The organism is Clostridium sp. 'deep sea' (assembly GCF_014931565.1).
In the GTDB taxonomy this organism is placed as follows: Bacteria; Bacillota; UBA994; order PWPR01; family PWPR01.
Genome location: NZ_CP063353.1, coordinates 1,927,984 through 1,952,793 on the forward strand (window position 1 = coordinate 1,927,984; position 24,810 = coordinate 1,952,793).

Consider the following 24,810-nt stretch of genomic DNA (forward strand, 5'->3'; position numbering starts at 1 on the left):
GTTAATTTTTAAAAAATGCTTATATCATTAAACAATCATGTAATAAATTTGGGTAAAATATAATACTATATTTGTTGTATTAATAAAGTTTTTTTTCTTATTAGGGTAATTTAGAGGAGAATTATATGAGAATTAAGTTAATACTGTGGAAATTGACTAAACACCTTAAACAAACAGTAAGTCTTTAGTCATTATACTTACTTATTGATGGAGCAAATAGCTACAATGTAATTTCAATGTAAATGCTAAGTTATATGATTTAGCTTTAAAACATAATATTCTTTTTACTCTCTGGTAAAAAGAATATTAACTCTTTATATAATTATTATTTTAATGTTTACTTACAGCAATTATCTAGCTTTGCGGCTTTAAACAATTCTATATGCTGTTTTTCATCTTCAATTATAGCTGTTAATAAGGCTGTAACTGGGGTTTTGTTTATTAGTTTTATATGTTTTTGGTACTGCGCAATAGCATCATACTCTGCTTTAATTGCGGTATTTAAGATTCTACATATGCCTCTTTTATATGGAAAATAAGAGCCTTTCCAATAGGTAAATCCTTCTTTCTTTTTTGGCACCCCAATTTTAGGGTCTCCACCAAAGGCTATAATGGCTTTTCCTAATGCATGCATATGGTGCATTTCTTCAATAGCTACTCGCTCAAATATTTGTGCTGTTTTTTCATATTTTTTTGCCAATATAAAATGGTCATATAAGTATAAGTTAATGGCTGTTATCTCCGAAACTAAACCTGCATAATCTTTTTGTAATAGATAAGCATAGTATCGATTATGTTTAACGTTTTTTATTTCTGGATATTTATGTTCCATTTAAGCCCTCCTTTATTTTAGTATATTCTTTTATGTTTAAGAGGGTTAGTCTTATTTTATTGGTTAGCTATGAAAACCAAAAGCTATAACGCAGAGTGGCACTTTTATGGAAATTTCACTTACCTATGCATATTTCTAATAATTTGATGATATTAAGGCATTAGTAAATTTTTTCATGTACTTTATCCTTTTTTAATCATTACTTATTGTTAAACAATGATGATAATTTTCAGAATAGTTTTCAATCAAGGCGTAAACAAATTTTTAACTGAAGCTATACATGAGGTATGCTGAAGTTTACAAATTTGTTTATAACGCAGAGTGGGAACTTTTATGGAAATTTCACATTGTTTACGAACATATGTTTGCGTAACTGTGGTATAATACTCATAGGTGATAATTATGGATATTAATAAAAAATTAAAGGTTTTAGCTGATGCAGCTAAGTATGATGTTTCTTGTGTATCTAGTGGTGTTGGTAGAAACAATACTGCTGGTGGCATAGGTAGTTCAGCAGCATCTGGTATTTGTCACACTTGGGCAGCAGATGGCAGGTGTATATCATTACTTAAAATCTTACTAACCAATAAATGTGTTTATGATTGCAAATACTGTGTTAATAGGCTTAATTGTAATACTGCTAGAGCCTCTTTTACTCCTAGGCAAGTAGCAGATTTAACAATACAATTTTATCGCAGAAACTACATAGAGGGTCTTTTTTTAAGTTCTGCTGTAGAAAAATCACCTAATTACACGATGGAGAATTTATACAGAGCAATATTTTTACTAAGAACTGAGTATAGATTTAATGGGTACATACATGTTAAAGCTATTCCTGGAGCTGATCCCATGTTAGTATACAAGCTTGGCTTACTGGTAGATAGAATGAGTGTAAATTTGGAGCTGCCTTCTGTAGCTAGCTTAAAACAGTTAGCACCGCAAAAAAAATATACAAATTTATTGCAACCTATGAATTTTATTGCTGAGCAAATACAGGCCTATCCCAAGCTAAAAAAATACACCAAAAAGCGTAGCTTTGTGCCAGGTGGACAATCTACTCAGTTTATTGTAGGTGCTTCAAATGATACCGATTTAGCTTTGCTGACAGCTACCGAAAGGTTATATAACAAGTTTAGTTTACGTAGGGTATTTTATTCGGCTTATGTTGCAATTAATGAGGATAGTGATTTACCTGCTGTATCAAGCAAACCTCCATTAAAAAGAGAGCACAGATTGTACCAAGCAGACTGGCTTTTAAGGTTTTATAACTTTGAAGCCAATGAGCTATTAAATAGCAGTAATCCCTTTTTTGATGAAGATTTTGATCCAAAGATTGTATGGGCTTTTAGGCATCCTGAGATTTTTCCTATTGAAATAAATAAAGCCGACTACAAAATGTTATTAAGAATACCAGGAATAGGACCAACAACAGCCCAAAGAATTGTAAGGCAAAGACGGCTAGCCGCAGTTACTTATCATAATTTAAAAAAGATGAAAGTTGTTTTAAAGAGGGCACAATATTTTATTACTTGTAATGGCAGGTATTACGGTGATGTAGCTCCAGAACCACAGTATATAAAGGCTGCATTATTAAACCCAACCCGCCAAATGAGTATATGGGGTGGATAAAATGATATACACATATGATGGCAGTTTTGATGGTTTTTTAACCTGTATATTTCAAAACTATTACTTTAAAAAAGCAACTGCAATTTATAATAGTTCAGCGTGGCAAATGAATATTTTAGAAGAACACATGTATATAAAAACCGATGAAGAAAAGGCGCAAAGGGTTTACAAAGGAATGCATGAACATTTAAGTGAAAAGGCTGTGGAAGAAGTTTTTTATACGTTTTTAGCTAAAAGCCCTCAAAAAGAAAACTGTTTACTAAACTATTTAAGATTAGCATTTAAAATGGGTGTTAAAATAGATAATATGTATACCCATGCTTATGTTTTGCCAATTAGAGAAATTGTTAGAAAAGTATCTTTTGAAAAACATCGCATTTATGGTTTATTGAGATTTAAAGAAACAGGTAATTTTTTATATGCTGATTATGCACCAGATAATAATATAACAGGTTTAATTACACCTTTTTTTGCTGATCGTTTTTCAGGTGAAAAATTTATTATTCACGATATTGGCCGTAACATAGCCTCATTTTATGCCAAAGGAAATTGGTATATAACTGAATTTGAGCTACAGCAACCTCTTCAGGTTAGCAAAAGTGAAGAAACATACTCTCGGTTATGGCAACAATACTTTGAAACAGCTGCTATAGAAAGCCGTATTAATCCTAATTTACAACGAAAATGTATGCCCAGAAGGTATTGGAGATTTTTAACTGAAATGCAACGTAAACAAAAGCCATTTAAAGCTAATATAACTAATAAGGTAGATGCGAATGACATAGCTACTTTAATCCCTTTACCTAATTAAAATAAAGGCAGCTGTATTAACATTGTTAGTTTAATACAGCTGCTTATTAACTACTTGTCAGTTACGACTTCTCCTCGAACTAACACTCTTCCACCATCTGGACATCTTGCTTGAAACATTTTTACTCTAGTTTCACCAAAATCTAAGTCTCCATTGTTTAATAACGTATACACACTAGGATAAATATTTTGCCATAGTTCATGACATAGTGCAGGACACAAGTCTTCTACAATGTATTCTTGACCCTTCTTATGGTATCCACCGCGGCATTTGCTTTCTAATACTGTTATTTTTACCTTAGCCATTTTTTTCTCCTAAATAAAACAAAATATCACACTATATTTTACCTTATAATATTTCTTTATTCACCTTTTATTTATAAAAACCAAAATTAAAATATTAAACATTATTAATAACTATACTACTCTCTTTTAAGTACTGCTGTTACACTATTAATACCACCTAAACCTTTAATCATTTCTGAATATTGAGCAGTAATAACCTCAATACCATTGTTTTCAAACAGCTCTTTACATCGTGGATTTCCCGATGGCTGAATAATTTTACCTGGTTCTAGGGTTACAAAATCTAAACCAAGGTTTTTTTGAATCTCCAACTGACATGGAGCCTCTAAAAGTTTATAACCTTTGCTTTTAAGTGCTACTTCAACTTCAACAGGTATAGCTGGTTTAAATACCGCCACCATATCTTCGCTTATAAAGTTCATAATTTGATCTATATGACTTAATCCTTTATGTAGTTGCAGATTAATGAAATTTTTAACTCCTATTCTACGTAATTGATATTTAACCTGTTTTAATCCTTTTTCATTAGACCTTTCATTAGAGGCTATAATTACGGTATTTTTATTAACCCACATCGCATTTGAACCTTCGAAAAAACCATTTCCATTAATTGTGCATAATATGGGCACACCGAGTTTAGCTAATTGCTCAGCAATATACCTCTCTTCACCTCTGCGATCTGGCATAATTGATCTTCCTAATATGGCTCCCTCGGGGGTCATAAACATTAAATCTCTTAAGAAAACTGAGTTAGGTCTATCTCTACGCATATTTTCAACATAATGTACTTCTACTTCATTATTTCTATAAATATCTGCTAACACATCATGCTCAACTCTAAATAATTCAGGTATAATAGGAGATTTAAATCTTGCTTGTTCATGATTAAATTGCTCGAGTTCTTTGCCTGGTCTTCGTAATAGCACAGACTTAAGAGGAGATACCTCGGAGTTAACACCCCAGTCTCCCCATAAATATTTCATATCGTCAACAAATGATGTATCATTGATAGGTAGTTTCTTTTTGTTTAAAAAAACGATATCAATATTGTTCAAAATAAACACCTCACCCTATTATTAATTTCGACAGGCATAATATTTTCTTTATAGTTTTTGTTTTATTTATATTTAAGATATCTCTAAACTAAAAATAGTTTGTAGAAATAACACGTTTAAATTAAGACAATCTAAAGCTTTTTTATTATATATACAATAAAAACTACAAACACCCTTAACTTTAACAATATACTACATTTTTTCACTTTAAAATTATTATTATAATAATAATGTCGAAATATCTGTTTTCTAAGTTAAACTTAAAGCATAATAATACTAGTTACACCAAAAAGAACCTATATAATTTATATAGGTTCTTTTATATGTACCTGTTCAAGAGGTTTTATATGAAATAGGTATCTTATATTCAGTTGAATTATATTATTCTATAACAATTGGTTTAGTATTAGATATAAATTTAACACTATAACCTAGTTCTTCAGCAATCATTCTTATAGGTACCATCATTCTGTTTTCGCTATTTATATAAGGGGTAACTTCAAGTTCTTTTACCTGACCATTTACTAAAGCCATATTATTACCTGACTTTATTTCAACAATCTTATTTTTGCATGTATACTTAACGGTATTCGTTTTACCAAACCACTCTACACTTGCACCTAATAGCTCACCAAAACGTACAGGTACCATAGTTATACCATTTTTACTTTCTATTAATCCAAACTCTGTCTTTTCATTAAGGCTAAAACTAACAGATAGTTTTGATTTTGGATTTATTGGCGCTGTATTATCTGTTGAATGCTCTTTACTTGAATCTTGTGTGTCTCCTACACTACTTCCTTTGGGGTCTGTTACAGTACCTACCTCATCTTCTTTTTCCGTTTCGTCTACAGGTTCTTCAATCTCTACGCGTATTTTCTTAGAGATACCCATAGCGTTTACATCACAAACTTCAATCTTTATATTATGAGAACCAGGTTTTAAATTACTAATCTTGTGTGTAAATACGTTATCTGATATATTATTAAAAATTTCTGAATTTATCATTATTAAAGCTAATCCAATATTATCTGTTATTGTTATTATTACATCTTGACCACTTACTACGGAACTTACTTGAGGCTTTACAAGATCAATACAAACTCCATCGTTGTAATCAACACTATAGTTTTTTGTTAAACTTTTACCACTTGAATCTATAGCAACTACACTAATATCATTTTTACCTTGCTGCAAAATATTAATATTATGAATAATTTTATTGCTTTTGGTAATATCAATCTCCTTATTATTTATAATAAGTTTTGCTATTTCTACGTCATCTGTAATAGTTACAATAGCTTTACCGGTAATTAACTTCAATTCTATTTTAGGATTTTCACTATCTATCTGTCCATTTTCACCTATCTCTATAGTATATTTTTTAATATCACATCTTTCGTTTAAATCTACACCAGTTATTTTAAACTGGTTTTTGCCTTTTTTTAAATTCTTGACTGTATGTGTAACTGTTGCTTTAGGCTCCTCTATATTAATTTCTTCTCCATTTATTACTATAAGACGTATTTTATCTTCATCGTAAACTGTAAAAGTTACCTCATTACCATTTAGTACATAGCTAATCTCTGGAAAATCCTTATCATTAGGGTCTACTTTGTGCTCTGCTGCTAAAGCAACTCCGCTAGCTAGTGCTGTTACTAATATTAGTAATACTAAAAGTGATATTTTTTTCATAATAATCTCCCTATTTTTACTTTTTTTATTATATTATCTAAATAAACATATTATACATTAGACGTAATATATATGTAATTGTTTCATATAATATAATGTTTTATTAATATAAAATATATTATACTATGAAAATCTAATATGTTAAAGAGAGTTTAATGTTTAATATCATAAACTAAACAATAAAAAAGCTAACTAATGGTTTATATCTAATCAAAGAAGGCTATCTCATTAGCTTTAATGCTAATGAAACAGCCTTCTTTATAAATTAATTAGTTTGTTTAATTATAATTATTCGTATTTCATTTCTGATAAACGCTTGTATTTTGTATATCTGTCTTTTGCATCTTTCTCAGCTTGAGCAAATAGCTCATCAGCTATCTCTGGGAAAGTTGCTTTAAGTGATGTGTAACGAACCTCACCCATTAAGAACTCTTGGAAATCTGCCTTTGGCTCTTTAGAATCTAATACAAATGGATTCTTGCCTTCTTTAGAAAGCTCAGGGTTAAATCTCCACATATGCCAGTAACCAGCGTCAACAGCTTGTTTAATACGTAATTGAGACTTACCCATACCAACGCGTAAACCATGGTTAATACATGGTGAGTAAGCAATTATTAATGATGGACCTGGATAAGCTTCTGCTTCTTTAATTGCTTTCATAAACTGGTTTTTATCTGCGCCCATAGCAACTTGAGCAACATATACATAACCGTAGTTTGTAGCGATTAAACCAAGGTCTTTTTTACGTATTTTTTTACCAGAAGCTGCAAACTTAGCAACTGCCGCTGTAGGTGTAGCTTTAGAAGCCTGACCACCAGTATTAGAGTAAACCTCAGTATCAAATACTAAGATATTAACATCATCGCCAGAAGCAATAACATGATCTAATCCACCGTAACCAATATCATAAGACCAGCCATCTCCACCAACAATCCATACAGACTTTTTAATTAATTGATCTTTACGATCATCAATGATAGAAAGTAGTTCTTTTGCTTTTTCATCAGTTACTTTATTATCATTTAATACTCTTAAAATATCTAAGGTAGCTGCTTTAGATGCTTTAGCATCGTTCTTATTTTCAATCCAAGCCTTAAATGGAGCCTTAACTTCTTCAGCAACATTTAACTCTAATAATGATTTAGCAGCAGTTTCAATTTGATTACGAATAGCATTAATACCTAAATACATTCCATAACCATATTCAGCATTATCCTCAAATAAAGAGTTAGCCCATGCTGGACCTTTGCCTTCTGCATTCTTACAGTAAGGTGTAGAAGGTGCAGAGCCACCCCAAATTGATGAACAACCTGTAGCATTAGCTATAAGCATACGGTCACCAAATAATTGAGTAATAACTTTAATATAAGGTGTTTCACCACAACCAGCACAAGCGCCAGAGAACTCAAATAATGGCTGGGCAAATTGACTTCCTTTAACTGATCCAACATCCATTAAATCAGCTTTATAAGATACATTGTTAGCAGCATATTCCCAGTTAGGAACTTCTGTATTAACTTGGGTATCTAAAGGCTTCATAATTAATGCAGGTTTTTTAGCTGGGCAAATATCTGCGCAGTTTCCGCAACCTGTACAATCTAAAGTTGTAACTTGCATTCTGTATTCGTAACCAGCTAACTGTTTACCAGTAGCTTTTTTTGGTTTAAATGATTCAGGAGCATTCTTCTTTTCTTCTTCGTTTAATAAGAAAGGACGAATTGCTGAATGAGGACATACAAACGCACATTGGTTACACTGAATACAATTATCTATTTGCCACTCAGGAACAGTTACAGCAATACCACGTTTTTCATAAGCAGCTGTACCCTGTGGGAATGTACCATCTTCTCTACCTACAAAAGTACTTACAGGTAAAGTATCACCTTTTTGTTTATTAATAACGTCTACAACGTTTTTAATGAAATCAGGAGCAACTCTTTCTGCTTTTTCTCCATCTACAGCAGTAGCCCAATCTGCAGGTATTTCTACTTTAGTTAGACCCTCTGTTGCGGCATCAATACCACGGTGGTTCATATCTACTATTTTTTGTCCCTTGGTACCATAAGACTTAACTACAGCTTCTTTTAAGTAACTTACAGCTTTATTAAAATCAATAACGTTAGATACTTTAAAGAAAATTGTTTGCATTATCATGTTAATGCGGTTTCCAAGGCCTACACCATTGGCAATTTTTGTAGCATCTACTGTGTAGAAGTTAATATTATTTTTCGCAATGTATTGTTTCATTGAAGCAGGTAAGTTTTCATTTAACTCTTCAATAGAATCCCACTTACAGTTCAATACAAAGTTTCCATTTTGAACTAAGCCTTGTAGTAAGTCATATTGCTTTACATAAGATGGATTATGACAAGCAAGATAGTCAGCTTCATTTATAAAGTATGTTGAGCGAATAGGATTTTTACCAAAACGCAAGTGAGAAACTGTTACACCACCAGATTTCTTTGAATCGTATGCAAAGTAACCTTGAGCGTACATATCTGTTTTATCACCAATAATTTTAATAGCGTTTTTATTAGCTCCAACAGTACCATCTGATCCTAAACCCCAGAACTTACAGCGTACTGTGTCTTTATCTTCTGTTACGATTGTTTCTTTAACATCTAAAGAAGTAAATGTAACATCATCCACAATACCAATTGTAAATTGGTCTTTAGGTGTATCTAATTTTAAATTCTCAAATACAGCTTTAATTTGAGAAGGTGTTGTATCTTTTGAACTTAAACCATAACGTCCACCTACAACAGTAGGAGCGTTTTCTTTACCGAAGTATAAAGAACGAACGTCTAGGTATAATGGCTCACCAGGAGCACCTGGCTCTTTTGTTCTATCTAAAACAGCAATTTTCTTAACTGTTTTAGGCATAGCAGACATAAAGTGTTCAGCAGAGAAAGGACGATATAAACGTACTTTAACTAAACCAACTTTTTCGCCTTGAGAAACTAAGTATTCAACTGTTTCTTCAATTGTTTCAACTACAGAACCCATTGCAATTATAACTTTATCTGCATCTGGAGCACCTACATAGTTAAATGGCTTATATGTTCTACCTGTAATTCTGCTAATTTCTTTCATATAATCTTCTACAACAGCAGGAACTGCATCGTAGAATTTGTTGCAAGATTCACGTGCTTGGAAGAAAATATCTGGGTTTTCAGCAGTACCTCTTGTTACTGGATGCTCTGGATTTAAAGCATTATGACGGAACTCTTTTACTTTGTCCCAATCAACTAGAGGTTTAAGGTCTTCGTAATCCATAACTTCAATCTTTTGAATTTCATGAGATGTTCTAAATCCATCAAAGAAATGTAAGAAAGGTACACGAGTTTTAATTGAACTTAAATGAGCAACGCCACCTAAATCCATAACTTCTTGTACACTACCTGAAGATAGAATAGCGTATCCAGTTTGGCGAGTAGCCATTACATCTGAATGATCGCCAAAGATTGATAGTGCTTGTGTAGCTACTGAACGAGCACTTACATGGAATACACCTGGTAATAACTCACCAGCAATTTTATACATGTTAGGAATCATTAATAATAATCCCTGTGAAGCTGTATATGTTGTTGTTAATGCGCCTGCTTGCAGTGAACCATGAACAGCACCAGCTGCTCCCGCCTCTGACTGCATTTCTACTACCTTTACTGGCTCACCGAAAATATTTTTCTTGCCATGTGCTGCCCATGCATCAACATGCTGTGCCATATCTGATGATGGGGTTATTGGGAAAATTGCAGCAACATCTGTAAATGCGTATGAAATATAAGCCGCTGCACTATTACCATCCATTGTTTTCATGGTTCTTTTAGCCATTCGGAGATCCTCCTTCTTATATGCGAATATACACACATATTTTTTCTCCTTACTATTATAATTCTCTCAGCATTAAAGGTCAATTGTATACTGTATTACATAGTGAAATATTTATGCTTTTTTAGTAAAAAAAATTATGTATTTATGCATTTTGCTTCACTAAGCTAACGTAAGAGCTATATTGGTAAAAATAGTGAGGTATTTACTATATATTATAGGTTTTTATGCTCTAGTTATACTTATACAGTATTAGAACAATTAGATTTAATGGTTTATTTATTATCACAGTAGCTGCAAATTTAAAAATCTAAAAAAAGGCTGTTACCCTAGCTTAAAGTGTAACGCCTCTTTTTAATGTCTTTTTGATATATAGTGTATCATTCAATAAACTGTAATACTAAACGTTAGCTATGTATGCACAACGGAATTACACAGAGGTAAATCCTACTGACCCTTTTAAAAATTACTAGGAATGGTGTGATACATAAACATAAGAGATTTGCTTTAATTATGTTTAATAAAAATCTCCACTTTTATGCAAGCAAATGTTTTATGGCTATAACCGTTACTAAACCTGGCCAACCTAAGCTACCTGTAATTAAGATATTAGCAAGATTAAAAGGTATTATATAGTTAAAGAATTGTCCAACAACATTAACTACCAATACAGCAAGTACACCTTTAGATAAAATAATACCTGCTTTACTAAGTATTTTAAGCGGTAAAGATAAAAACCTTATAGCTAAGTAAACAACCACTATTCCTCCAATAAATGCAATTATTAATTGTGGATTAACTGTGATTGAAGATAAGTTGTCTAACATAAAAATCACCCCGTTAATGGCTTTTACTTAATAATACGCCTTAACAGGGTAAAACATGCTAACTTATACTAATATTATTGTTAACTACGCCCTCTTGTTTTGCTAAGCGTAGCAAATAAATATATTTTTGCTCTGCGGCTTGGCACATCATTATGGCGTGGTCTGTTAAACCATCTTCACTCACGCTATTAAAATATTTATGAGCCTGTTGCCATTCTTCACGTGCTTTTATGACTTCATTCAATAATTCTTGATTTTTAGTATCGTGGCTATTTTGCTGATTTTTAACATATAATCTGTCAATAAATTTTTTCCAATCCATAATAAATAATACCACTCCCTTTGTTAATATTGTGTCCAAGAGTGGTATTTTTAAACATCTTTAATTGAGTATTATGTTATAACTATATAACTAAAGCTATATAAATACATTATAAAATTTCTCTTCTTCCTTGTAGTGCCTTACCTAATGTAATTTCATCCACTGCTTCTAAATCAGTGCCCATTGGTATACCATAAGCAATTCGGGTTACCTTTATATCTAAAGGTTTTATTAAACGAGCCAAAAACATTGCTGTAGCTTCGCCCTCTACTGAAGGACTTGTAGCAATTATTACTTCATTAATAGACTCCTGATCTATTCTATCTAATAACTGATACACATGAAGTTCTTCGGGTCCTACATTTTCTAAAGGAGAAATTACACCATGTAACACATGGTAAAGTCCGTTATATTCATGAGTAGCTTCAATTGCATTAACATCACGAGGTGACTCCACAACACAAATTGTATTTTTATTGCGATTGGGGTCACTACAAAGTGAGCAAATATCTTGCTCAGATAAATTGGCACATTGTTTGCACATTTGAATATTATTACGGGCATTAACCATTACCTCTGCTAAATCTGCTACACTTTGCTCTGGCATATTTAAAATATGAAAAGCTATTCTTACTGCAGATTTGGGGCCAACACCCGGTAACTGCATTAGGTGATGAATTAATCTTGTTAAAGCTACTGGGTATTTAGCAGTCATTATTAAAATATACCTGGTAAACCACCTGTAATTTTACCCATAGTATCTTGAGCCATTTTTTCAGCTTTTTCTAGGGCTTCATTTACAGCTGCAATTAGCATATCTTGCAACATCTCAACATCTTCTGGATCTACTACATCAGGTTGTATAACTAATTCTTGAAGCTGTTTATGGCCATTTACTACAGCTTTAATAGCACCACCACCAACAACTACTTCTATGGTTTTATTACCAAGCTCTTCTTGGGCTTTCGCCATATCTGCTTGCATTTTTTGAGCTTGCTTCATTAGCTTACTCATACTTTTTCCTCCACCACCAAAGTTCTTACGCATAAAAAGTACCTCCTAATTTTCTTTTGAAACTATTTTACCACTAAAAATCTCTATTGCAGTTTGCACAATATCGACTTTAGGTTTTTCAACTACTTCATTCTTTTTTGGTTTTGAAGCCTTTTGCAAAACACCTTTAATATTTACTTTATCGCCTAAAACTGATTCAAGAACAGTTTCTATTATGTTTTTCTTTAAACTGCTTGTGACCTGATCTTTATGAAAATCATCACTAAACTGCAATACTAAATTCATGTTCTCAAATTGTAATGGTTTTGCGTTTTTAAGTAAAGCATTTGTTATAACATCTTGCTCTTTAACCTTTGCTAAAATATCATTCCAATTGCGCTCAATTGAAGATAGTGATATCTGTGACTTAGTTTGTTTAATTGGTTCATAACTCTTACTAACTAGTGGCTCAGCTATAACGGCTTGCTCATTTGCAGTTTCATTTTTTACTACCTGCTGTTCAATTTCTTTTTTAAAGTCACTATAACTAATATTATTAACTTGCTCTTCCTGTTTAGAAGTACTTACACTAACTATTTCACCATTTCGAGTTTGTTTTTCTAACACAGTAACACGAGCAGCTAACTCTGTAAGAGAAAATCCTGTTATATACTGGCTCTCTAAAATAGCTAATTCAACTACTAAACGCTGATTTTTGGCATACTTTATGTCATTCACAGCTTTTACTATTGAGTGTATGAGTACATACAAATGATCTCTTGAAATATCTTTAGCCTGTTTATTAACTAGTGAAATATCCTCTAGAACTATTTCATTATTATTTATACCCACCTGTAGCTCTAATAAACTACGTAAGTAGTGTAAATAGTCTACTAAAAACTGCTCTAAGCTATGGCCTTGATCATAAACTTTAGCTACTTGCTCTAAAGCATTCACTACATTGTTGGAAATAATACTTTCTGTTATTAGATAAAAGGCTTTATCGTCTACTGCACCTAATAAATCCATAACTATTTTAAGGTTAATATTGTTTTCACTATATGCTAAACATTGATCTAAAATACTTATGGCATCACGCATAGCACCATCAGACGCACGTGTTATTAAATCAAGGGCTTCTTTAGATATTGTAGCTCCTAAGTCAGTTGCTACTTGCTGTATATGGCTTTTGATAAAATCCTTATTTATTCTATGAAAATCAAAGCGTTGACAACGTGATTTTATGGTTGCAGGTATTTTATGAGCTTCGGTTGTAGCTAATATAAAAATAACATGAGCTGGTGGCTCTTCGAGGGTTTTAAGTAAAGCGTTAAAGGCGGCAGTAGATAACATATGTACCTCATCTATAATATAAACCTTGTATCTACAATTAGCTGGGGCATACTTAACCTTTTCACGTAAATCCCTTATTTCGTCAACTCCATTATTGGAGGCAGCATCTATTTCTATTACATCGAGTGAGCGGCTTTCTAATATGTTTTTACAAACCAAACACTCATTGCAGGGTACTATAACTTCTTGATGCAAACAATTTATGGCCCTTGCTAAAATACGAGCAGTACTTGTTTTACCAACTCCACGAGGTCCAGCAAATAAATAAGCATGAGCTATGAAGTTATTTTTTACAGCATTACTTAAGGTTTTAGTAATATGTGCTTGTCCTAACACATCTTCAAATTTTAATGGTCGTAATTGCCTATACAAGGCCTGATATCCCATAGCTGTTCCTCCTATTAATATAACTTAAATAAGCCAAGATTTAATGTTACTACAGCTTAGCCTTATTTTAAACTAATTATTTTGATTACTTTAATATTATAACAAAAAAACAGGTGTTTTGTTAGCTGTGTTAGAGAGTAGCTATTATTTAATGGAAGTGTTTTATTAATTTATATTTTATTAATTGATAAAAAATTTAATTATGCTAATAAATAAAATACTAATTAAGTAAAAAGCTAGGTATGCCTTGTTATGATAAGCAAATAGGAGCTATAGCACTAAATCTATAAAGAGAAGCCCTAATCAAACGAATATAAACATATATAAGACTAGAGATGAAGGTGCTGAGGCGTAAGAATTATCATAAACCTGCCACACCTTCTTTTACCTTAGTGCACTTGGTGATTTCTAAAACAAAAATATTTGCCTTAAGCTTGATTTTAAATCCTCAAATATTTTTGATACATAAATTTTACTCTCCCTTAATTAAAATATTCTATACACTAAGTGCACAAAGGGGCACAAAGAGGTATCCTAATTTAACATAATTGGTGATTTAAGCATGAGACTATACAATAATATTTAAAAATTTAATTAAATATAAAAAAAGCTTAGTTGTAAGGATTATTCTTATAACTGGATCATTAAAGTCTTTACTCATCTACAAAAAAATGTTTTGATGAAGCAATTAAGTTTAGTAAATTACGATTACTAGTTTATCGTTAAAGTTTAAGACTATTTTTGACTTTTAAAATTTTTTATCTATAAGTTATTAATGTTTATAAGAAAACACAGTCATTTTTTATTGTAAATAGGCGCCTACATTAGTTTTTTTTATTTCTACTAATGCAACAGCCCCACTACGTTTATAATAAAATACAATTTAAATTTTCTGTTTAATTATTTACCTTAAGTATAAATTTTTTATTTAGTTAAAGCATTTTTTATAGCTTTTACTACACTCCAAGCCCCATTAGTAGTATTACTAATTACCGAAAACTCTAAATCACGCTCCCTTATTACACCCGATTGAAAAGATACCCCTGCATCGCAACCCATTATATACTCTAGCTGACAACTAGGGTAATTATAAAGCCACATACCATAACCATAGTAGCGGTTTTCAGTATCTTTAGCATGCTTTTTACAGTATTCGGCTGTTAGTTTAGGCGATAGTATTTCATTATTAAAAAGGGCCTGCCAGAGCTTTGTGAGATCATTTACGCAGGTAAAAGCTCCCCCATCCCCTGCTCCTACTATCGGCAGATTGTATATATTGGTATACCAGCCAGTATCCGTATCCACATAGCCATAGGCTGTGTTTTTTGGTAAACAGTTTAAGGGGTAAAAACCAGTTGAATTCATGTTATTTTTTTTAAACAATTGATTTGTTACAAACTCACTATAGCTTATTCCTGAGATTTTAGCTATTACAGCAGCTAATAACACATAACCGCCATTGTTATAAGAAAACTTTTCTCCAGGCTTAGACTTCATATCTCTATGTGGAAAAACCTCGAAATAATGATAAGGCTCTTTTAGTTCATGCCAAGGAATAGCTAGTTTAAAGTTATCAAAGTCTTCAATTAGCTCTTCATCAAAATAGTCTGGTAAACCAGATGTATGAGACAACAGTTGAGCTATTGTTACATTTTTATTATAATTGGGAAACTTATCTCTTATTTTTATAATATCAAAAACCTGAGAGTTTAAGTTTAACTTGCCCCTATCTATTAACAAACCGATAGCTAAAGCCGTAAATAATTTTGTACCCGATGCAATACCAAAACGGGTATTAATATTAATGGGCAATTCGTTACTCCTATCAGCAAAACCCTTTACATGTGAATATATAATTTCTCCTTTATGTAATACTTGAGCCACCCCTGAAAAGTTTGTTTCTGTAATAATTTCATTTATTTCAGCTTTATTTAAATACCTAGTCAATATAATCACCTCTTATACTTAATTATAAAGAAGTTTTAAGTAGTTTACTAACTAATATATGTACAAAATTAATTAGGTAGTATTTTTGTTTTTACTGAACTAATTTCTAATGTCATGCGTAATACTTATAAAATAGGGAGGTAAAGATATGGGAAATACTATGGAGTTACTAAATTTATTATGGCCAATAATTGTTGTTCAATTAGCTATGCAGGTCTTTTGCTTAGTGAAATTGTTTAAAACTGGCAGTAGAAACCTCAGCAAATTATGGTGGACACTCATAATAATTATTTTAAGTATTTTAGGACCTGTTGTGTTTTTACTCTTTGGTATAAACAGAGGAGACAGCCATGATTTCAGTTAAAAATTTATGTAAGTCTTATGGTCAACATCAAGTATTAAAGGGCTTAACTCTTAGCGTTAAAACCGAGCAGAATAAAGGAACTATTTATGGCTTTTTAGGGAAAAATGGCGCTGGCAAAACTACTACCATGAATATCTTAAATGGCTTAGCCAAATTCAATGCTGGTGAATGTTACGTACTAGGTACAAAGTTAACCGCCCACACTCGCCAACAGCTTAATAGTGTTGCTTATTTGCCTGAATCACCAGGATTATATCCTTACATGACTGGTAAAGAGTACCTAGATTTTATAGGTTATTTAAAAACTAAAGATAAAACTGAGGTTAAAAAAAGAACCACTGAAATGTTAGAGCTTACATCTTTACAACATGCTAAAAATAAACGTATTGGGGGTTATTCAAGAGGCATGAAGCAACGGATTGCTATGGCTGCAGCTATGTACCATAAACCTAAGCTTATATTTTTAGATGAACCGACATCGGCACTTGACCCTCAAGGAAGAAAAGATGTTTTAAAACTACTACAGCATTTAAGAGAAACAGGATGCTCAATATTTTTATCCACCCATATCTTAAGTGATGTAGAAAAGGTCTGTGATACAATTGGCATTTTACACAATGGCAAGCTATTACTAGAAGAAAACATGCGTAGCCTAATGAAAAACCAAGTAAGTATAGCTTACACCATTACATTTAAAGATAAGATAACAAAAAACACTTTTAATACCATAAGTAACTACCCCTATGTTAAAGAGTTAAAAGTAACTGAAAATGAGCTAATTGTATGGCTAAAAGATAATGTAGCTAATATTTTATTAAAGAACTTAGGTAATATAGAACAAGAAATTGAGTCTTGTGCTAAAAGAAAGCCTAATCTGGAGGATATTTTTATTAACACCTTAAGTAAATAAGGTATAGAGAAAGGACTTAACTATGGTTAGCATATTTAAAAAGGAAATAATAGAGGCAATAAGAAGCTATCGGTTTTTAGTTATTTTATTTGGGATAGCGTTATTCGCCTTACTAGACCCCATAATGTTAAAGCTACTACCAAAAATAATGCAGAGTCAATTTGAGGGTTTAGATATAAGTCAATTAATAAGCTTAAATCAACCCAATGCTGCCTTAAATTATTATAAAAACTTACAGCAAATTGGCAGTATTATTATTTGCTTTGCTTTAATGAAGATTATTGCAGGAGAACTAAAAGAGAAAACTGCTATTATTCCTTATTGTAATAGTTTGAGCTTCAGCAAAATGGTTTTTGCTAAGTTTACTGTTTACACCTTGTACTTATTATCAGCAGTTGTGCTTAGCTCTATTATTAATTACTTATATGCCAGTACTTTATTTAGTGGTGAACGTTTTTCTTTTATCGCCTCTGTAAAAAGTGGAGTGTTATTTGGCTTATATTTTTCATTTTTAGCAACCTGCTTAATGTTTTTTGGGGCTCTATTTAAAAAGCCCAATGTTGCTGCTTTATGTTCCGTTGTAATTGCTTTATTTACACCTGCCTTAGGTAGTTTGTTTAAGGTAGCTAGCTATTTACCAAGTGGACTTTTAGATGAGGCTCAGCTTTTAATACCTTATTTAACTACTAGCGGATTAAGCTCCTTAATAGTTACTATAGGGCTTAGTTTTAGCTTATTATTTTTAACTATTTTTAGATTAAAAACTATAGATTTAAGTTAGGAGAAAGTCATGAAACACATTTATCTTACTGTAATAATAGTTATTGTAACTATTATTGCAGTTATTAGCGTAAATAACCTTGGGGATATTAAGGTAAAGGTTAACGATGGGGTACTAAAAGCAAGCCTTAATAGAGCAGGAAAAGACCACAAAACCATCGTAGTAATGATAGCAGGCTCTGGTCCTACTGATAGAAATGGTAACTCAAGCCTTATAAAAGGTAGGAACGATAGCCTATTGCAATTAGCTAAAGCCTTAAATAAACAAGGCATAGACACCTTTAGATACGACAAACGTAGTGCTGGCAAAAGCTTTAAGAGCTTTAAAGATATTCAAAACACAAATTTTGACGATTTTGTAAACGATGCCATAGCTTGTATCAACTTATTAAAAAACAAAGGTTATAATAGAATATATGTAGCTGGTCATAGCCAAGGTAGCTTAATAGCAATGTTAACTACTAAAAGTGGCCTTGTAAATGGTGTAATATCTATTGCAGGACCTGCTCACAACGTATATTATGGCTTAAAAGAGCAACTTTCTGCTAATAATCAATATGAGAGTGTAAAGTATATAATTGAAGAATTAAAACAAGGTAAGATAGTTAAAAACGTAAAAGAGCAAGATAAGCTTTCATTTTCTATTGCTAATCAAAAATTTTTAATAAGTTGGATGAAATATAACCCTCTTAGGATAGCTAAAGACTTAAAAGTGCCCATTATTTTTTTAAATGGAGATATGGATATCCAAGTTCCTATAGCTGATCTAAAGATTTTTCAACAAGCCCTGCCACAATCAAAATGTATAACGCTTAAAAATACAAACCATGTTTTAAAGGTTGTAACAAATGAAAAACAAAACGTAGAGTCTTATAGCAAGGCATATTATATGTTAAATGAAACACTAATTAAAGAGATAACCTCATTTGTAAAATAGGCTTAAAGGGGTGCAGTAATTGCAAAATAGTTTAGCTGAAAAAAATTTAATTAATGAAGCATTAGCAGGTAATCTTGAGTCTTTAGCACAATTACTTCACCTTAATTATAATAAGGTATATGGCTATTTAGTTAAGCTTACCTTAAATAAAGAGCTGGCTTTAGATTTAGCGCAGGAGTCTATGACTAAGGCTATTGAGAAACTTGAACAATATAATAACTGCAAAGCTTCGTTTTCTACTTGGCTTATTCAAATTGCCATTAATACTAGTAGAGATTGGTATCGAAAAGAGAAACGAAAAAAAGAGTTTTATGATAACCTGCTAAATCAGAGTTTAAATGGTCTACCATTATCTAGCTTGAACAATAACACTAATATTGGTTATGATAGAGAAGAGATTTTAGATACCTTAATGGTACTAAAAAACATTCCTGCCAAAATTAGAATACCAGTTATTCTTAAGTATTATTACGGATATGAACAGAGTGAAATTGCTAAGTTTTTAAAGATACCTAAAGGCACAGTAAAATCAAGAATAAGTAATGGACTAAAACGAATTAGGAAGGAGTTGCAAAGATGAAAAAAGATATTGATAAAAAATACAAAGCTGAAATAGAGTCTGTAAAGAAAACTCTTAACTCTGTAAATGAACAACCTGAAAATGCTCCTTCTTTAGCTGAAATACGTAAATTAGTTCGTTCTGAGGTAGCTAAAAAAGAGCAAAAACAGCAAAAGGCTTTTTACTGCTTTGCAACAGGAGCATTTGTTACAGTTTCTGTTTTAATTGCTTTTATTATAAAAGATCCTTCTTTGTTTATTAAAATTCAATTATGTTCTTTTATAGCCATACCAGTAGCAGTCTTTAAGTTTGGTAAAAAGGTAGGTACAAATTAATGCAAGAATTACGTGTTATACCTGTATGGGCCTGGTGTATAATTGCGGTTTTACTACTAACTCAAAGCATTTTACTGTTTAAAGATGCCCAAAAGGAGGGTGTTAATCCTTGGTTTTGGGGAATATGGGGATTAACAAATGTGCCTACGGTTGCAATTGTGTATTGGTTAGTAGTAAAAATGAAAAAAAAGAGATAGCCTAAGCTATCTTTTTTGGTTTAGGTATGACTAGTAGTCATACGGTTTGGGCTACGCGGTGGGGGTTCGCTTAGCTCACGGAATGGGTATTCCCAAGGAATACGGAAAAAAATTTTATTAAAACACAACGTATTCTTTTATGTTTTTATTGTGGGAACTTATATATAAGTTCCCAGCTTTATCTACTGTGGCTAAAAATACGTCATCTATTGACTTTATATTACGCTTTTTCAGTTCATTAATTATCCATTGCTCATTTATGTTGGCATTTTTTAAATGTTTATGCTGTAGTTTACCATCAATAATTAGGTTTACGCTTAAACCTCTATACTCAGGCTTGAGATTTAAATCGCTATTGGTTACTATCTCTTTATGGGGTTTTAGCAAAAAACTAATATCTCCATTAGTCTCCACTACGGCATAGTCTATGTCATCAATATGAAACACGCCTTTAATTCGAAGTTGCTCTAATATTTCACTTACCATAAATTTAGATTTCCTAATATTCTTCTCTAGTAACTTACCATTTTGCACAACAACAATGGGGGAACCATCTAAAAAGGCTTTAATCTTTTCATTGGCCATGGCTAAATAGGCTAAAGACAAAGGAAATATAGACCAAATAACCAAACTGACTAATCCTGAGGCTAATTTAACATCTTTATTAATAGACATCTCTGAGGCAATAGAGCCTATAGAAATACCTATAACATAGTCAAAAAAGGTTATTTGAGATATTTGCTTTTTTCCATTTATCCGTGTAAGTATAAAAAGAACTGTAACAGAGAAAAAACTTCTCCATATTACTGTTAATAATTCTTTAGTCATAATTACCCCTTTAGTTGAAGCTTTAATACATTTGTTTATAATTATTGCTACATTATAATCAGCATAAGTTTAGTTATTAACTACGATGCAGAGGAGTTTTTTGCATTTAAGTTAGACCATTTACCACACTTGTCTCCCCAGCATGATATCTCTTGATTATCGGCATATATCCTTAGCAGTTCGCAGTTATTGGCACAATCATTACACTCAAAGCTAAGGGTTTTGTAACTCTTTTTGCTTATTTGAAAACCAGCAAATTTTGTTTTACCTTTTGTTTTAGTAATAAAGTCTTTTGCTAATAATGCTGCACCAAAAGCCCCCATTACGTCATAATAAAATGGTACTGTTATTTGCTCATTTAAGGCCTTCTCAAATGCCTTTATCATACCAACATTGGCCGCTACTCCACCCTGAAATAGTATTGGCGGTTTTAATTCTTTTCCTTTACTTAGGTTATTAAGATAATTTCGAACCAAAGCCTCACAGAGTCCAGCAATAATATCCTCAACTCCATGCCCTGTTTGCTGTTTATGAATCATATCTGATTCCGCAAATACAGCACATCTACCAGCTATTCTTACAGGTGAGGTTGCCTTTAAAGCGTATTTGCCAAAGTTTTCAATTGCTATATTTAGTCGCTCTGCTTGGCGATCTAAAAAAGATCCTGTTCCTGCGGCACAAACAGTATTCATAGCAAAATCATAAACAATATTATCTCTTAAGATAATTAGCTTAGAATCCTGTCCACCAATTTCGATAATAGTGTTTACATTGGGTTTAAGAGCTTGAGCTGCAATAGCATGGGCAGTTATTTCATTTTTGATAATATCTGCACCTATTATGGTGCTAGCCAGTTTACGACCACTGCCTGTAGTGCCAGCGGCTTTTATAGTGTATTGCATCTCACTTGTTTCTTGTTCAACCTCTTGCAAACCCTTACATAAAGCTACAATAGGTTGTCCATTTGTTCTTATATATTTTTTTAATAAAACTTTATTGTCTTCATTTATTAATACAATGTTGGTGCTTACTGAGCCAACATCTATGCCTAAATACAGATTATTATTCATGTTAATCTCCCTTATTTAACTTATTATGCTTAGCTGTTTATTAGCCCTTCTCTTTTCCAGTAAATCTAAAAAGGCCTCTACTCTAGTCATATAACCTGCTTCGCCCGTCATTTCATCGACTATTAGGGTTAACACAGGTATGTTTTCTTGTTGAGACACTGTTGGCAAGATACTTTGAGCAACAATCTCGGGCATACAGCCTAGTGGATAGATTTGAATAACCCCATCATAATTTTTATTGGCATACATAACGGTATGTCCTATGGTCTCTAGGGCATGTCCACCAATCATGGCGTTTAAATAGGGTTTAGCTGCTTTGGCATACTGCTTATTTTGGGGCAAATGCAACTCTTTTTTTATTATTTTATCTACTATCCAGTCACTAATAGTTACATATCTATGAACCAATACCCCCATATCACCTAATTTTTTTTCTAAATTAAGCTTAGCAAAGGGGTCTATATTACCGTATATCTCACCTACTATTCCAATTTTAAGGGCTGTTTTATGGATGTTTAAGGGTATTAGTTTTAGCTTGTTTTTGGTATATTTTATAAGCCTTTTATAGGCCTTAACTCCTTTAGTTGCAAAAGCCTGCTCTCTAAACTCCTGATAAATACTATTGGTTGTTCCCTGTAGCTGTTCATAGGCTCTATTATAAAAACACAATTGCTCAAGCTCATCAATTTGAATAGATAACGAGGTTACCTGACTAATAGTTTTTAAGAGCTTAGGCACCTTAAAACCCTTAGTTATTCGTTTTATTTTACTAATTAAATTGCTAACACATCCGTTAGTAGCCTCTAAGGCTATTACCTCCATTTTAACCCCTGCGTCCTGTAAGATTTCTTGCTGCATTACACTATAGTAGCCAAGTCTACATGGTCCAGAGCCACCAACCATAAGGGCTGTATCGGCTCCTAATTCATAGGCCTCAATTAAGCTACCTATAGTTATTTTTAGGGGTAAACAGGCACCCTCCGGGCAATATTTTGTTCCTAACTCTAGGGTTCTTTTACTTTGCAGAGGCGGAACAACATAACTAAGGTTAAATTCATCTAATAAACACTTTGCAATCATAAATACATTACCCATGTGTGGAAACGTTAACTTCATTATTACACCTCCATAAAAGCGTATCAATAAATGCATCTAGTCTGGTATTTAAGCCAGCTTCACCAGAGTGTTCATCTAATATTATTGTGGTATAAGGAATACTGCTTAAATCTCTTACTCTACGTTCTGCCATGTAAGCAACAAATGAGTCTATGCCACAGCCAAAGCTACTTAAATAAATGATTCCATCAATTTTATTGCTTTTTAATACCTCGTAAATACAGCCTATAGTGTAAGAACCATACTGCCAAAAAAACTGCTTTTGCAACTGCTCTACATTAGTACGCAATACTCTACTATCAAACATCTCTAAACTAATTACCTCACAATTATGGCTCTCGAGTTTATTAATAATATTCATATTAGCGTAACTATCACAAACATTATAAACATGGCCTAAAAGTAAAATTTTGAGCTTCTTTTCATTAAAACTTATTACTTTTTCTTTATTAATAAGCCTATGTGGAAATTTATATTGTTGTACTTTACTTCTAAAATCACGGTAAAATTCTACAGCCTTTTCGTAGGCCTTTGCTGACTTAAAAAAATCAAAGCCCAGTGACTGACCAATTTTAATGGCAGCCACAGCAGAGTTATCTTTATCTTTACGCATGTTAATTTCGGTATCAATAATGGGAGGTAGGTTTTTAATACTGCTACGTACCATATCTGGTAAACCACCAAACTTAGGGCAGATATACTCTTTTTTCGATACACTTGTATAACGCGGAATAAATAAAACATCTACAGAATCCTTAAGATCCAAAACATGTCCCATAAATATTTTTACAGGCAAGCAGGCTTCATCAACGCAGTTATTAACTCCATCATTCATTATTTGTTTATTGGTTTTTTGAGAAACCTTAGTTTCAACATTTAGGCTATCAAAAAAACCTTGCCATAACGGATAATACTTATAAAAAAATAATCCCCGTGGTATACCTATTACAGGTTTCATTATTACCACCTCACTATTTTTATTGGAATATTTACCCTTTAAGTATTGACTCTTTACTAATTTTTTATAAGTGTGATTAATTGATGTGCTAAAACAAATTGTTACTTTATTATTTCACAATAAATAAAAAAGGCATTACTATCAATAAATTATTAGTTTATTGGTGGTAATGCCTGATTATCTCTACTATTTTATTAACTTACTTTATATCTTTAATCTCAGATAAAGCCCTTCAATTAAATAAGCAATTATTTATTCATAAACTGATTTTTTCTACATAACTGACCTTTACATAATAATATTATTTATCTTATTTTCTTTATTTCAATTACTACCTTAATAACAAATAACAACAGTAAAGCTATAGTAAAGAACTTACCTATTTTAGATGATTCACAGAAATCTTTTACTAAATATACTACTAAACAATATAGTAATGTGAGTATTAATTCAATAATAACTGGTATGATTGCAAAAATAAGATCTGTCGCTTTAAAATTTTTAATTCCATTCAATTTATAAATAGAATATGGGAAAAATATTAGTAATGCTATTAACACTATACAAATCCAAAATTTTGGTTTGAGGAATATATTAAATACCTCACTATTTTTATCTATATGCATATTTTTTCTCCTATTTAATCTATAAATCATACTTAATTATATTTATAAATAGAGATAGTATTTTATTATTTTTATAACTAATTATTTATTAATATTAATTTATGTAGCTATTCTTTAATATAAAATAGCTAAGTTATAATCTT

At 31.9% G+C, this 24,810-nt stretch carries 25 protein-coding genes; 9 read left to right on the plus strand and 16 right to left on the minus strand.

Going from position 1 to position 24,810, the window contains the following annotated elements; all coding sequences use genetic code 11:
• Positions 1 to 337: 337 nt before the first annotated feature.
• Positions 338 to 832: a ferritin family protein gene (locus IMX26_RS08875; RefSeq protein ID WP_195158037.1), complete on the minus strand. Its 495-nt coding sequence runs from the start codon at positions 830 to 832 to the stop codon at positions 338 to 340.
• A 402-nt stretch (positions 833 to 1,234) separates the two neighbouring features.
• Here IMX26_RS08875 and IMX26_RS08880 point away from each other — a divergent pair, with 402 nt between their 5' ends.
• Both IMX26_RS08880 and IMX26_RS08885 read left to right on the plus strand, forming a co-directional pair.
• Positions 1,235 to 2,461 carry a putative DNA modification/repair radical SAM protein gene (locus IMX26_RS08880; RefSeq protein ID WP_195158038.1) on the plus strand — a complete coding sequence of 409 codons (1,227 nt, stop codon included), beginning with the start codon at positions 1,235 to 1,237 and terminating at the stop codon, positions 2,459 to 2,461.
• Between the two features lies 1 nt (position 2,462).
• A complete protein-coding gene (locus IMX26_RS08885) occupies positions 2,463 to 3,272 on the plus strand; it encodes a TIGR03915 family putative DNA repair protein (RefSeq protein WP_195158039.1) in 810 nt (269 codons plus the stop codon).
• Positions 3,273 to 3,322: 50 nt separating this feature from the next.
• Here the strand turns inward: IMX26_RS08885 and IMX26_RS08890 are convergent, their stop codons facing one another.
• The 10 genes from IMX26_RS08890 to IMX26_RS08935 form a co-directional block, all read right to left on the minus strand.
• The gene (locus IMX26_RS08890) at positions 3,323 to 3,577 is read right to left on the minus strand and encodes a TIGR04076 family protein (protein ID WP_195158040.1); all 255 of its coding nucleotides are present in this window, start codon (positions 3,575 to 3,577) and stop codon (positions 3,323 to 3,325) included.
• Between the two features lie 116 nt (positions 3,578 to 3,693).
• The gene (locus tag IMX26_RS08895; protein ID WP_195158041.1) at positions 3,694 to 4,632 is read right to left on the minus strand and encodes an arginine deiminase family protein; all 939 of its coding nucleotides are present in this window, start codon (positions 4,630 to 4,632) and stop codon (positions 3,694 to 3,696) included.
• A 381-nt stretch (positions 4,633 to 5,013) separates the two neighbouring features.
• On the minus strand, positions 5,014 to 6,327 hold the full coding sequence (locus IMX26_RS08900) for a stalk domain-containing protein (protein ID WP_195158042.1): 1,314 nt from the start codon (positions 6,325 to 6,327) through the stop codon (positions 5,014 to 5,016).
• A 288-nt stretch (positions 6,328 to 6,615) separates the two neighbouring features.
• Positions 6,616 to 10,161, minus strand: coding sequence for a pyruvate:ferredoxin (flavodoxin) oxidoreductase (gene nifJ, locus IMX26_RS08905; protein ID WP_195158043.1), 3,546 nt, complete (start codon positions 10,159 to 10,161; stop codon positions 6,616 to 6,618).
• A gap of 533 nt (positions 10,162 to 10,694) precedes the next feature.
• Positions 10,695 to 10,985, minus strand: coding sequence for a pro-sigmaK processing inhibitor BofA family protein (locus tag IMX26_RS08910; RefSeq protein WP_195158044.1), 291 nt, complete (start codon positions 10,983 to 10,985; stop codon positions 10,695 to 10,697).
• A 58-nt stretch (positions 10,986 to 11,043) separates the two neighbouring features.
• Entirely contained in the window at positions 11,044 to 11,307 is a 264-nt protein-coding gene (locus tag IMX26_RS08915) for a DUF2508 family protein (protein ID WP_195158045.1), read from the minus strand.
• A 109-nt stretch (positions 11,308 to 11,416) separates the two neighbouring features.
• On the minus strand, positions 11,417 to 12,022 hold the full coding sequence (gene recR, locus IMX26_RS08920; protein ID WP_195158046.1) for a recombination mediator RecR: 606 nt from the start codon (positions 12,020 to 12,022) through the stop codon (positions 11,417 to 11,419).
• Between the two features lie 2 nt (positions 12,023 to 12,024).
• The gene (locus IMX26_RS08925) at positions 12,025 to 12,354 is read right to left on the minus strand and encodes a YbaB/EbfC family nucleoid-associated protein (protein ID WP_195158047.1); all 330 of its coding nucleotides are present in this window, start codon (positions 12,352 to 12,354) and stop codon (positions 12,025 to 12,027) included.
• 12 nt (positions 12,355 to 12,366) lie between these two features.
• Positions 12,367 to 14,040, minus strand: coding sequence for a DNA polymerase III subunit gamma/tau (gene dnaX / locus IMX26_RS08930; RefSeq protein WP_195158048.1), 1,674 nt, complete (start codon positions 14,038 to 14,040; stop codon positions 12,367 to 12,369).
• A gap of 924 nt (positions 14,041 to 14,964) precedes the next feature.
• On the minus strand, positions 14,965 to 15,987 hold the full coding sequence (locus tag IMX26_RS08935) for a serine hydrolase domain-containing protein (RefSeq protein ID WP_195158049.1): 1,023 nt from the start codon (positions 15,985 to 15,987) through the stop codon (positions 14,965 to 14,967).
• A gap of 148 nt (positions 15,988 to 16,135) precedes the next feature.
• Here IMX26_RS08935 and IMX26_RS08940 point away from each other — a divergent pair, with 148 nt between their 5' ends.
• From IMX26_RS08940 to IMX26_RS08970, 7 genes are read left to right on the plus strand one after another with little or no spacing between them, the layout of a single operon-like run.
• Positions 16,136 to 16,351 (plus strand): PLDc N-terminal domain-containing protein, encoded by a 216-nt coding sequence (locus IMX26_RS08940; protein ID WP_195158050.1) that lies wholly within the window; start codon positions 16,136 to 16,138, stop codon positions 16,349 to 16,351.
• Positions 16,338 to 17,261, plus strand: a complete 924-nt coding sequence (locus IMX26_RS08945) for an ABC transporter ATP-binding protein (RefSeq protein WP_195158051.1) — start codon at positions 16,338 to 16,340, stop codon at positions 17,259 to 17,261. The genes IMX26_RS08940 and IMX26_RS08945 overlap by 14 nt, the downstream gene beginning before the upstream one ends.
• A gap of 22 nt (positions 17,262 to 17,283) precedes the next feature.
• Positions 17,284 to 18,042, plus strand: coding sequence for a hypothetical protein (locus IMX26_RS08950; RefSeq protein ID WP_195158052.1), 759 nt, complete (start codon positions 17,284 to 17,286; stop codon positions 18,040 to 18,042).
• Positions 18,043 to 18,051: 9 nt separating this feature from the next.
• Positions 18,052 to 18,978 carry an alpha/beta hydrolase gene (locus tag IMX26_RS08955; RefSeq protein WP_195158053.1) on the plus strand — a complete coding sequence of 309 codons (927 nt, stop codon included), beginning with the start codon at positions 18,052 to 18,054 and terminating at the stop codon, positions 18,976 to 18,978.
• A gap of 19 nt (positions 18,979 to 18,997) precedes the next feature.
• Positions 18,998 to 19,558: a sigma-70 family RNA polymerase sigma factor gene (locus IMX26_RS08960; RefSeq protein WP_195158054.1), complete on the plus strand. Its 561-nt coding sequence runs from the start codon at positions 18,998 to 19,000 to the stop codon at positions 19,556 to 19,558.
• Complete coding sequence (locus tag IMX26_RS08965) at positions 19,555 to 19,872, plus strand: DUF5345 family protein (protein ID WP_195158055.1); 318 nt, start codon at positions 19,555 to 19,557, stop codon at positions 19,870 to 19,872. Before IMX26_RS08960 ends, IMX26_RS08965 begins: the two co-directional genes overlap by 4 nt.
• Complete coding sequence (locus tag IMX26_RS08970) at positions 19,872 to 20,069, plus strand: sigmaY antisigma factor component (RefSeq protein ID WP_195158056.1); 198 nt, start codon at positions 19,872 to 19,874, stop codon at positions 20,067 to 20,069. Before IMX26_RS08965 ends, IMX26_RS08970 begins: the two co-directional genes overlap by 1 nt.
• A gap of 117 nt (positions 20,070 to 20,186) precedes the next feature.
• On the opposite strand, the gene IMX26_RS08975 is transcribed toward IMX26_RS08970, so the two are convergent.
• The 5 genes from IMX26_RS08975 to IMX26_RS08995 all read right to left on the minus strand — a co-directional run bounded on the left by IMX26_RS08975 (position 20,187) and on the right by IMX26_RS08995 (position 24,667).
• Positions 20,187 to 20,897: a DUF421 domain-containing protein gene (locus IMX26_RS08975; RefSeq protein WP_195158057.1), complete on the minus strand. Its 711-nt coding sequence runs from the start codon at positions 20,895 to 20,897 to the stop codon at positions 20,187 to 20,189.
• A gap of 80 nt (positions 20,898 to 20,977) precedes the next feature.
• Positions 20,978 to 21,967, minus strand: coding sequence for an acyl-CoA dehydratase activase (locus IMX26_RS08980; protein ID WP_195158058.1), 990 nt, complete (start codon positions 21,965 to 21,967; stop codon positions 20,978 to 20,980).
• A gap of 15 nt (positions 21,968 to 21,982) precedes the next feature.
• A complete protein-coding gene (locus tag IMX26_RS08985) occupies positions 21,983 to 23,083 on the minus strand; it encodes a CoA protein activase (protein ID WP_195158059.1) in 1,101 nt (366 codons plus the stop codon).
• Positions 23,055 to 24,041, minus strand: a complete 987-nt coding sequence (locus tag IMX26_RS08990; protein WP_195158060.1) for an acyl-CoA dehydratase activase-related protein — start codon at positions 24,039 to 24,041, stop codon at positions 23,055 to 23,057. Before IMX26_RS08990 ends, IMX26_RS08985 begins: the two co-directional genes overlap by 29 nt.
• Before the next feature lie 305 nt (positions 24,042 to 24,346).
• Positions 24,347 to 24,667, minus strand: coding sequence for a hypothetical protein (locus IMX26_RS08995; protein ID WP_195158061.1), 321 nt, complete (start codon positions 24,665 to 24,667; stop codon positions 24,347 to 24,349).
• Positions 24,668 to 24,810: the final 143 nt, after the last annotated feature.

Coding starts and splice junctions, on each gene's coding strand:
- recR (WP_195158046.1), bottom strand. CDS start 12,022: ATGACTGCTAAATACCCAGTAGCTTTAACAAGATTAATTCATCACCTA.
- dnaX (WP_195158048.1), bottom strand. CDS start 14,040: ATGGGATATCAGGCCTTGTATAGGCAATTACGACCATTAAAATTTGAA.
- IMX26_RS08890 (WP_195158040.1), bottom strand. CDS start 3,577: ATGGCTAAGGTAAAAATAACAGTATTAGAAAGCAAATGCCGCGGTGGA.
- IMX26_RS08885 (WP_195158039.1), top strand. CDS start 2,463: ATGATATACACATATGATGGCAGTTTTGATGGTTTTTTAACCTGTATA.
- nifJ (WP_195158043.1), bottom strand. CDS start 10,161: ATGGCTAAAAGAACCATGAAAACAATGGATGGTAATAGTGCAGCGGCT.
- IMX26_RS08900 (WP_195158042.1), bottom strand. CDS start 6,327: ATGAAAAAAATATCACTTTTAGTATTACTAATATTAGTAACAGCACTA.
- IMX26_RS08925 (WP_195158047.1), bottom strand. CDS start 12,354: ATGCGTAAGAACTTTGGTGGTGGAGGAAAAAGTATGAGTAAGCTAATG.
- IMX26_RS08995 (WP_195158061.1), bottom strand. CDS start 24,667: ATGCATATAGATAAAAATAGTGAGGTATTTAATATATTCCTCAAACCA.
- IMX26_RS08880 (WP_195158038.1), top strand. CDS start 1,235: ATGGATATTAATAAAAAATTAAAGGTTTTAGCTGATGCAGCTAAGTAT.
- IMX26_RS08970 (WP_195158056.1), top strand. CDS start 19,872: ATGCAAGAATTACGTGTTATACCTGTATGGGCCTGGTGTATAATTGCG.
- IMX26_RS08965 (WP_195158055.1), top strand. CDS start 19,555: ATGAAAAAAGATATTGATAAAAAATACAAAGCTGAAATAGAGTCTGTA.
- IMX26_RS08975 (WP_195158057.1), bottom strand. CDS start 20,897: ATGACTAAAGAATTATTAACAGTAATATGGAGAAGTTTTTTCTCTGTT.
- IMX26_RS08950 (WP_195158052.1), top strand. CDS start 17,284: ATGGTTAGCATATTTAAAAAGGAAATAATAGAGGCAATAAGAAGCTAT.
- IMX26_RS08910 (WP_195158044.1), bottom strand. CDS start 10,985: ATGTTAGACAACTTATCTTCAATCACAGTTAATCCACAATTAATAATT.
- IMX26_RS08945 (WP_195158051.1), top strand. CDS start 16,338: ATGATTTCAGTTAAAAATTTATGTAAGTCTTATGGTCAACATCAAGTA.
- IMX26_RS08955 (WP_195158053.1), top strand. CDS start 18,052: ATGAAACACATTTATCTTACTGTAATAATAGTTATTGTAACTATTATT.
- IMX26_RS08980 (WP_195158058.1), bottom strand. CDS start 21,967: ATGAATAATAATCTGTATTTAGGCATAGATGTTGGCTCAGTAAGCACC.
- IMX26_RS08875 (WP_195158037.1), bottom strand. CDS start 832: ATGGAACATAAATATCCAGAAATAAAAAACGTTAAACATAATCGATAC.
- IMX26_RS08985 (WP_195158059.1), bottom strand. CDS start 23,083: ATGAAGTTAACGTTTCCACACATGGGTAATGTATTTATGATTGCAAAG.
- IMX26_RS08940 (WP_195158050.1), top strand. CDS start 16,136: ATGGGAAATACTATGGAGTTACTAAATTTATTATGGCCAATAATTGTT.
- IMX26_RS08990 (WP_195158060.1), bottom strand. CDS start 24,041: ATGAAACCTGTAATAGGTATACCACGGGGATTATTTTTTTATAAGTAT.
- IMX26_RS08915 (WP_195158045.1), bottom strand. CDS start 11,307: ATGGATTGGAAAAAATTTATTGACAGATTATATGTTAAAAATCAGCAA.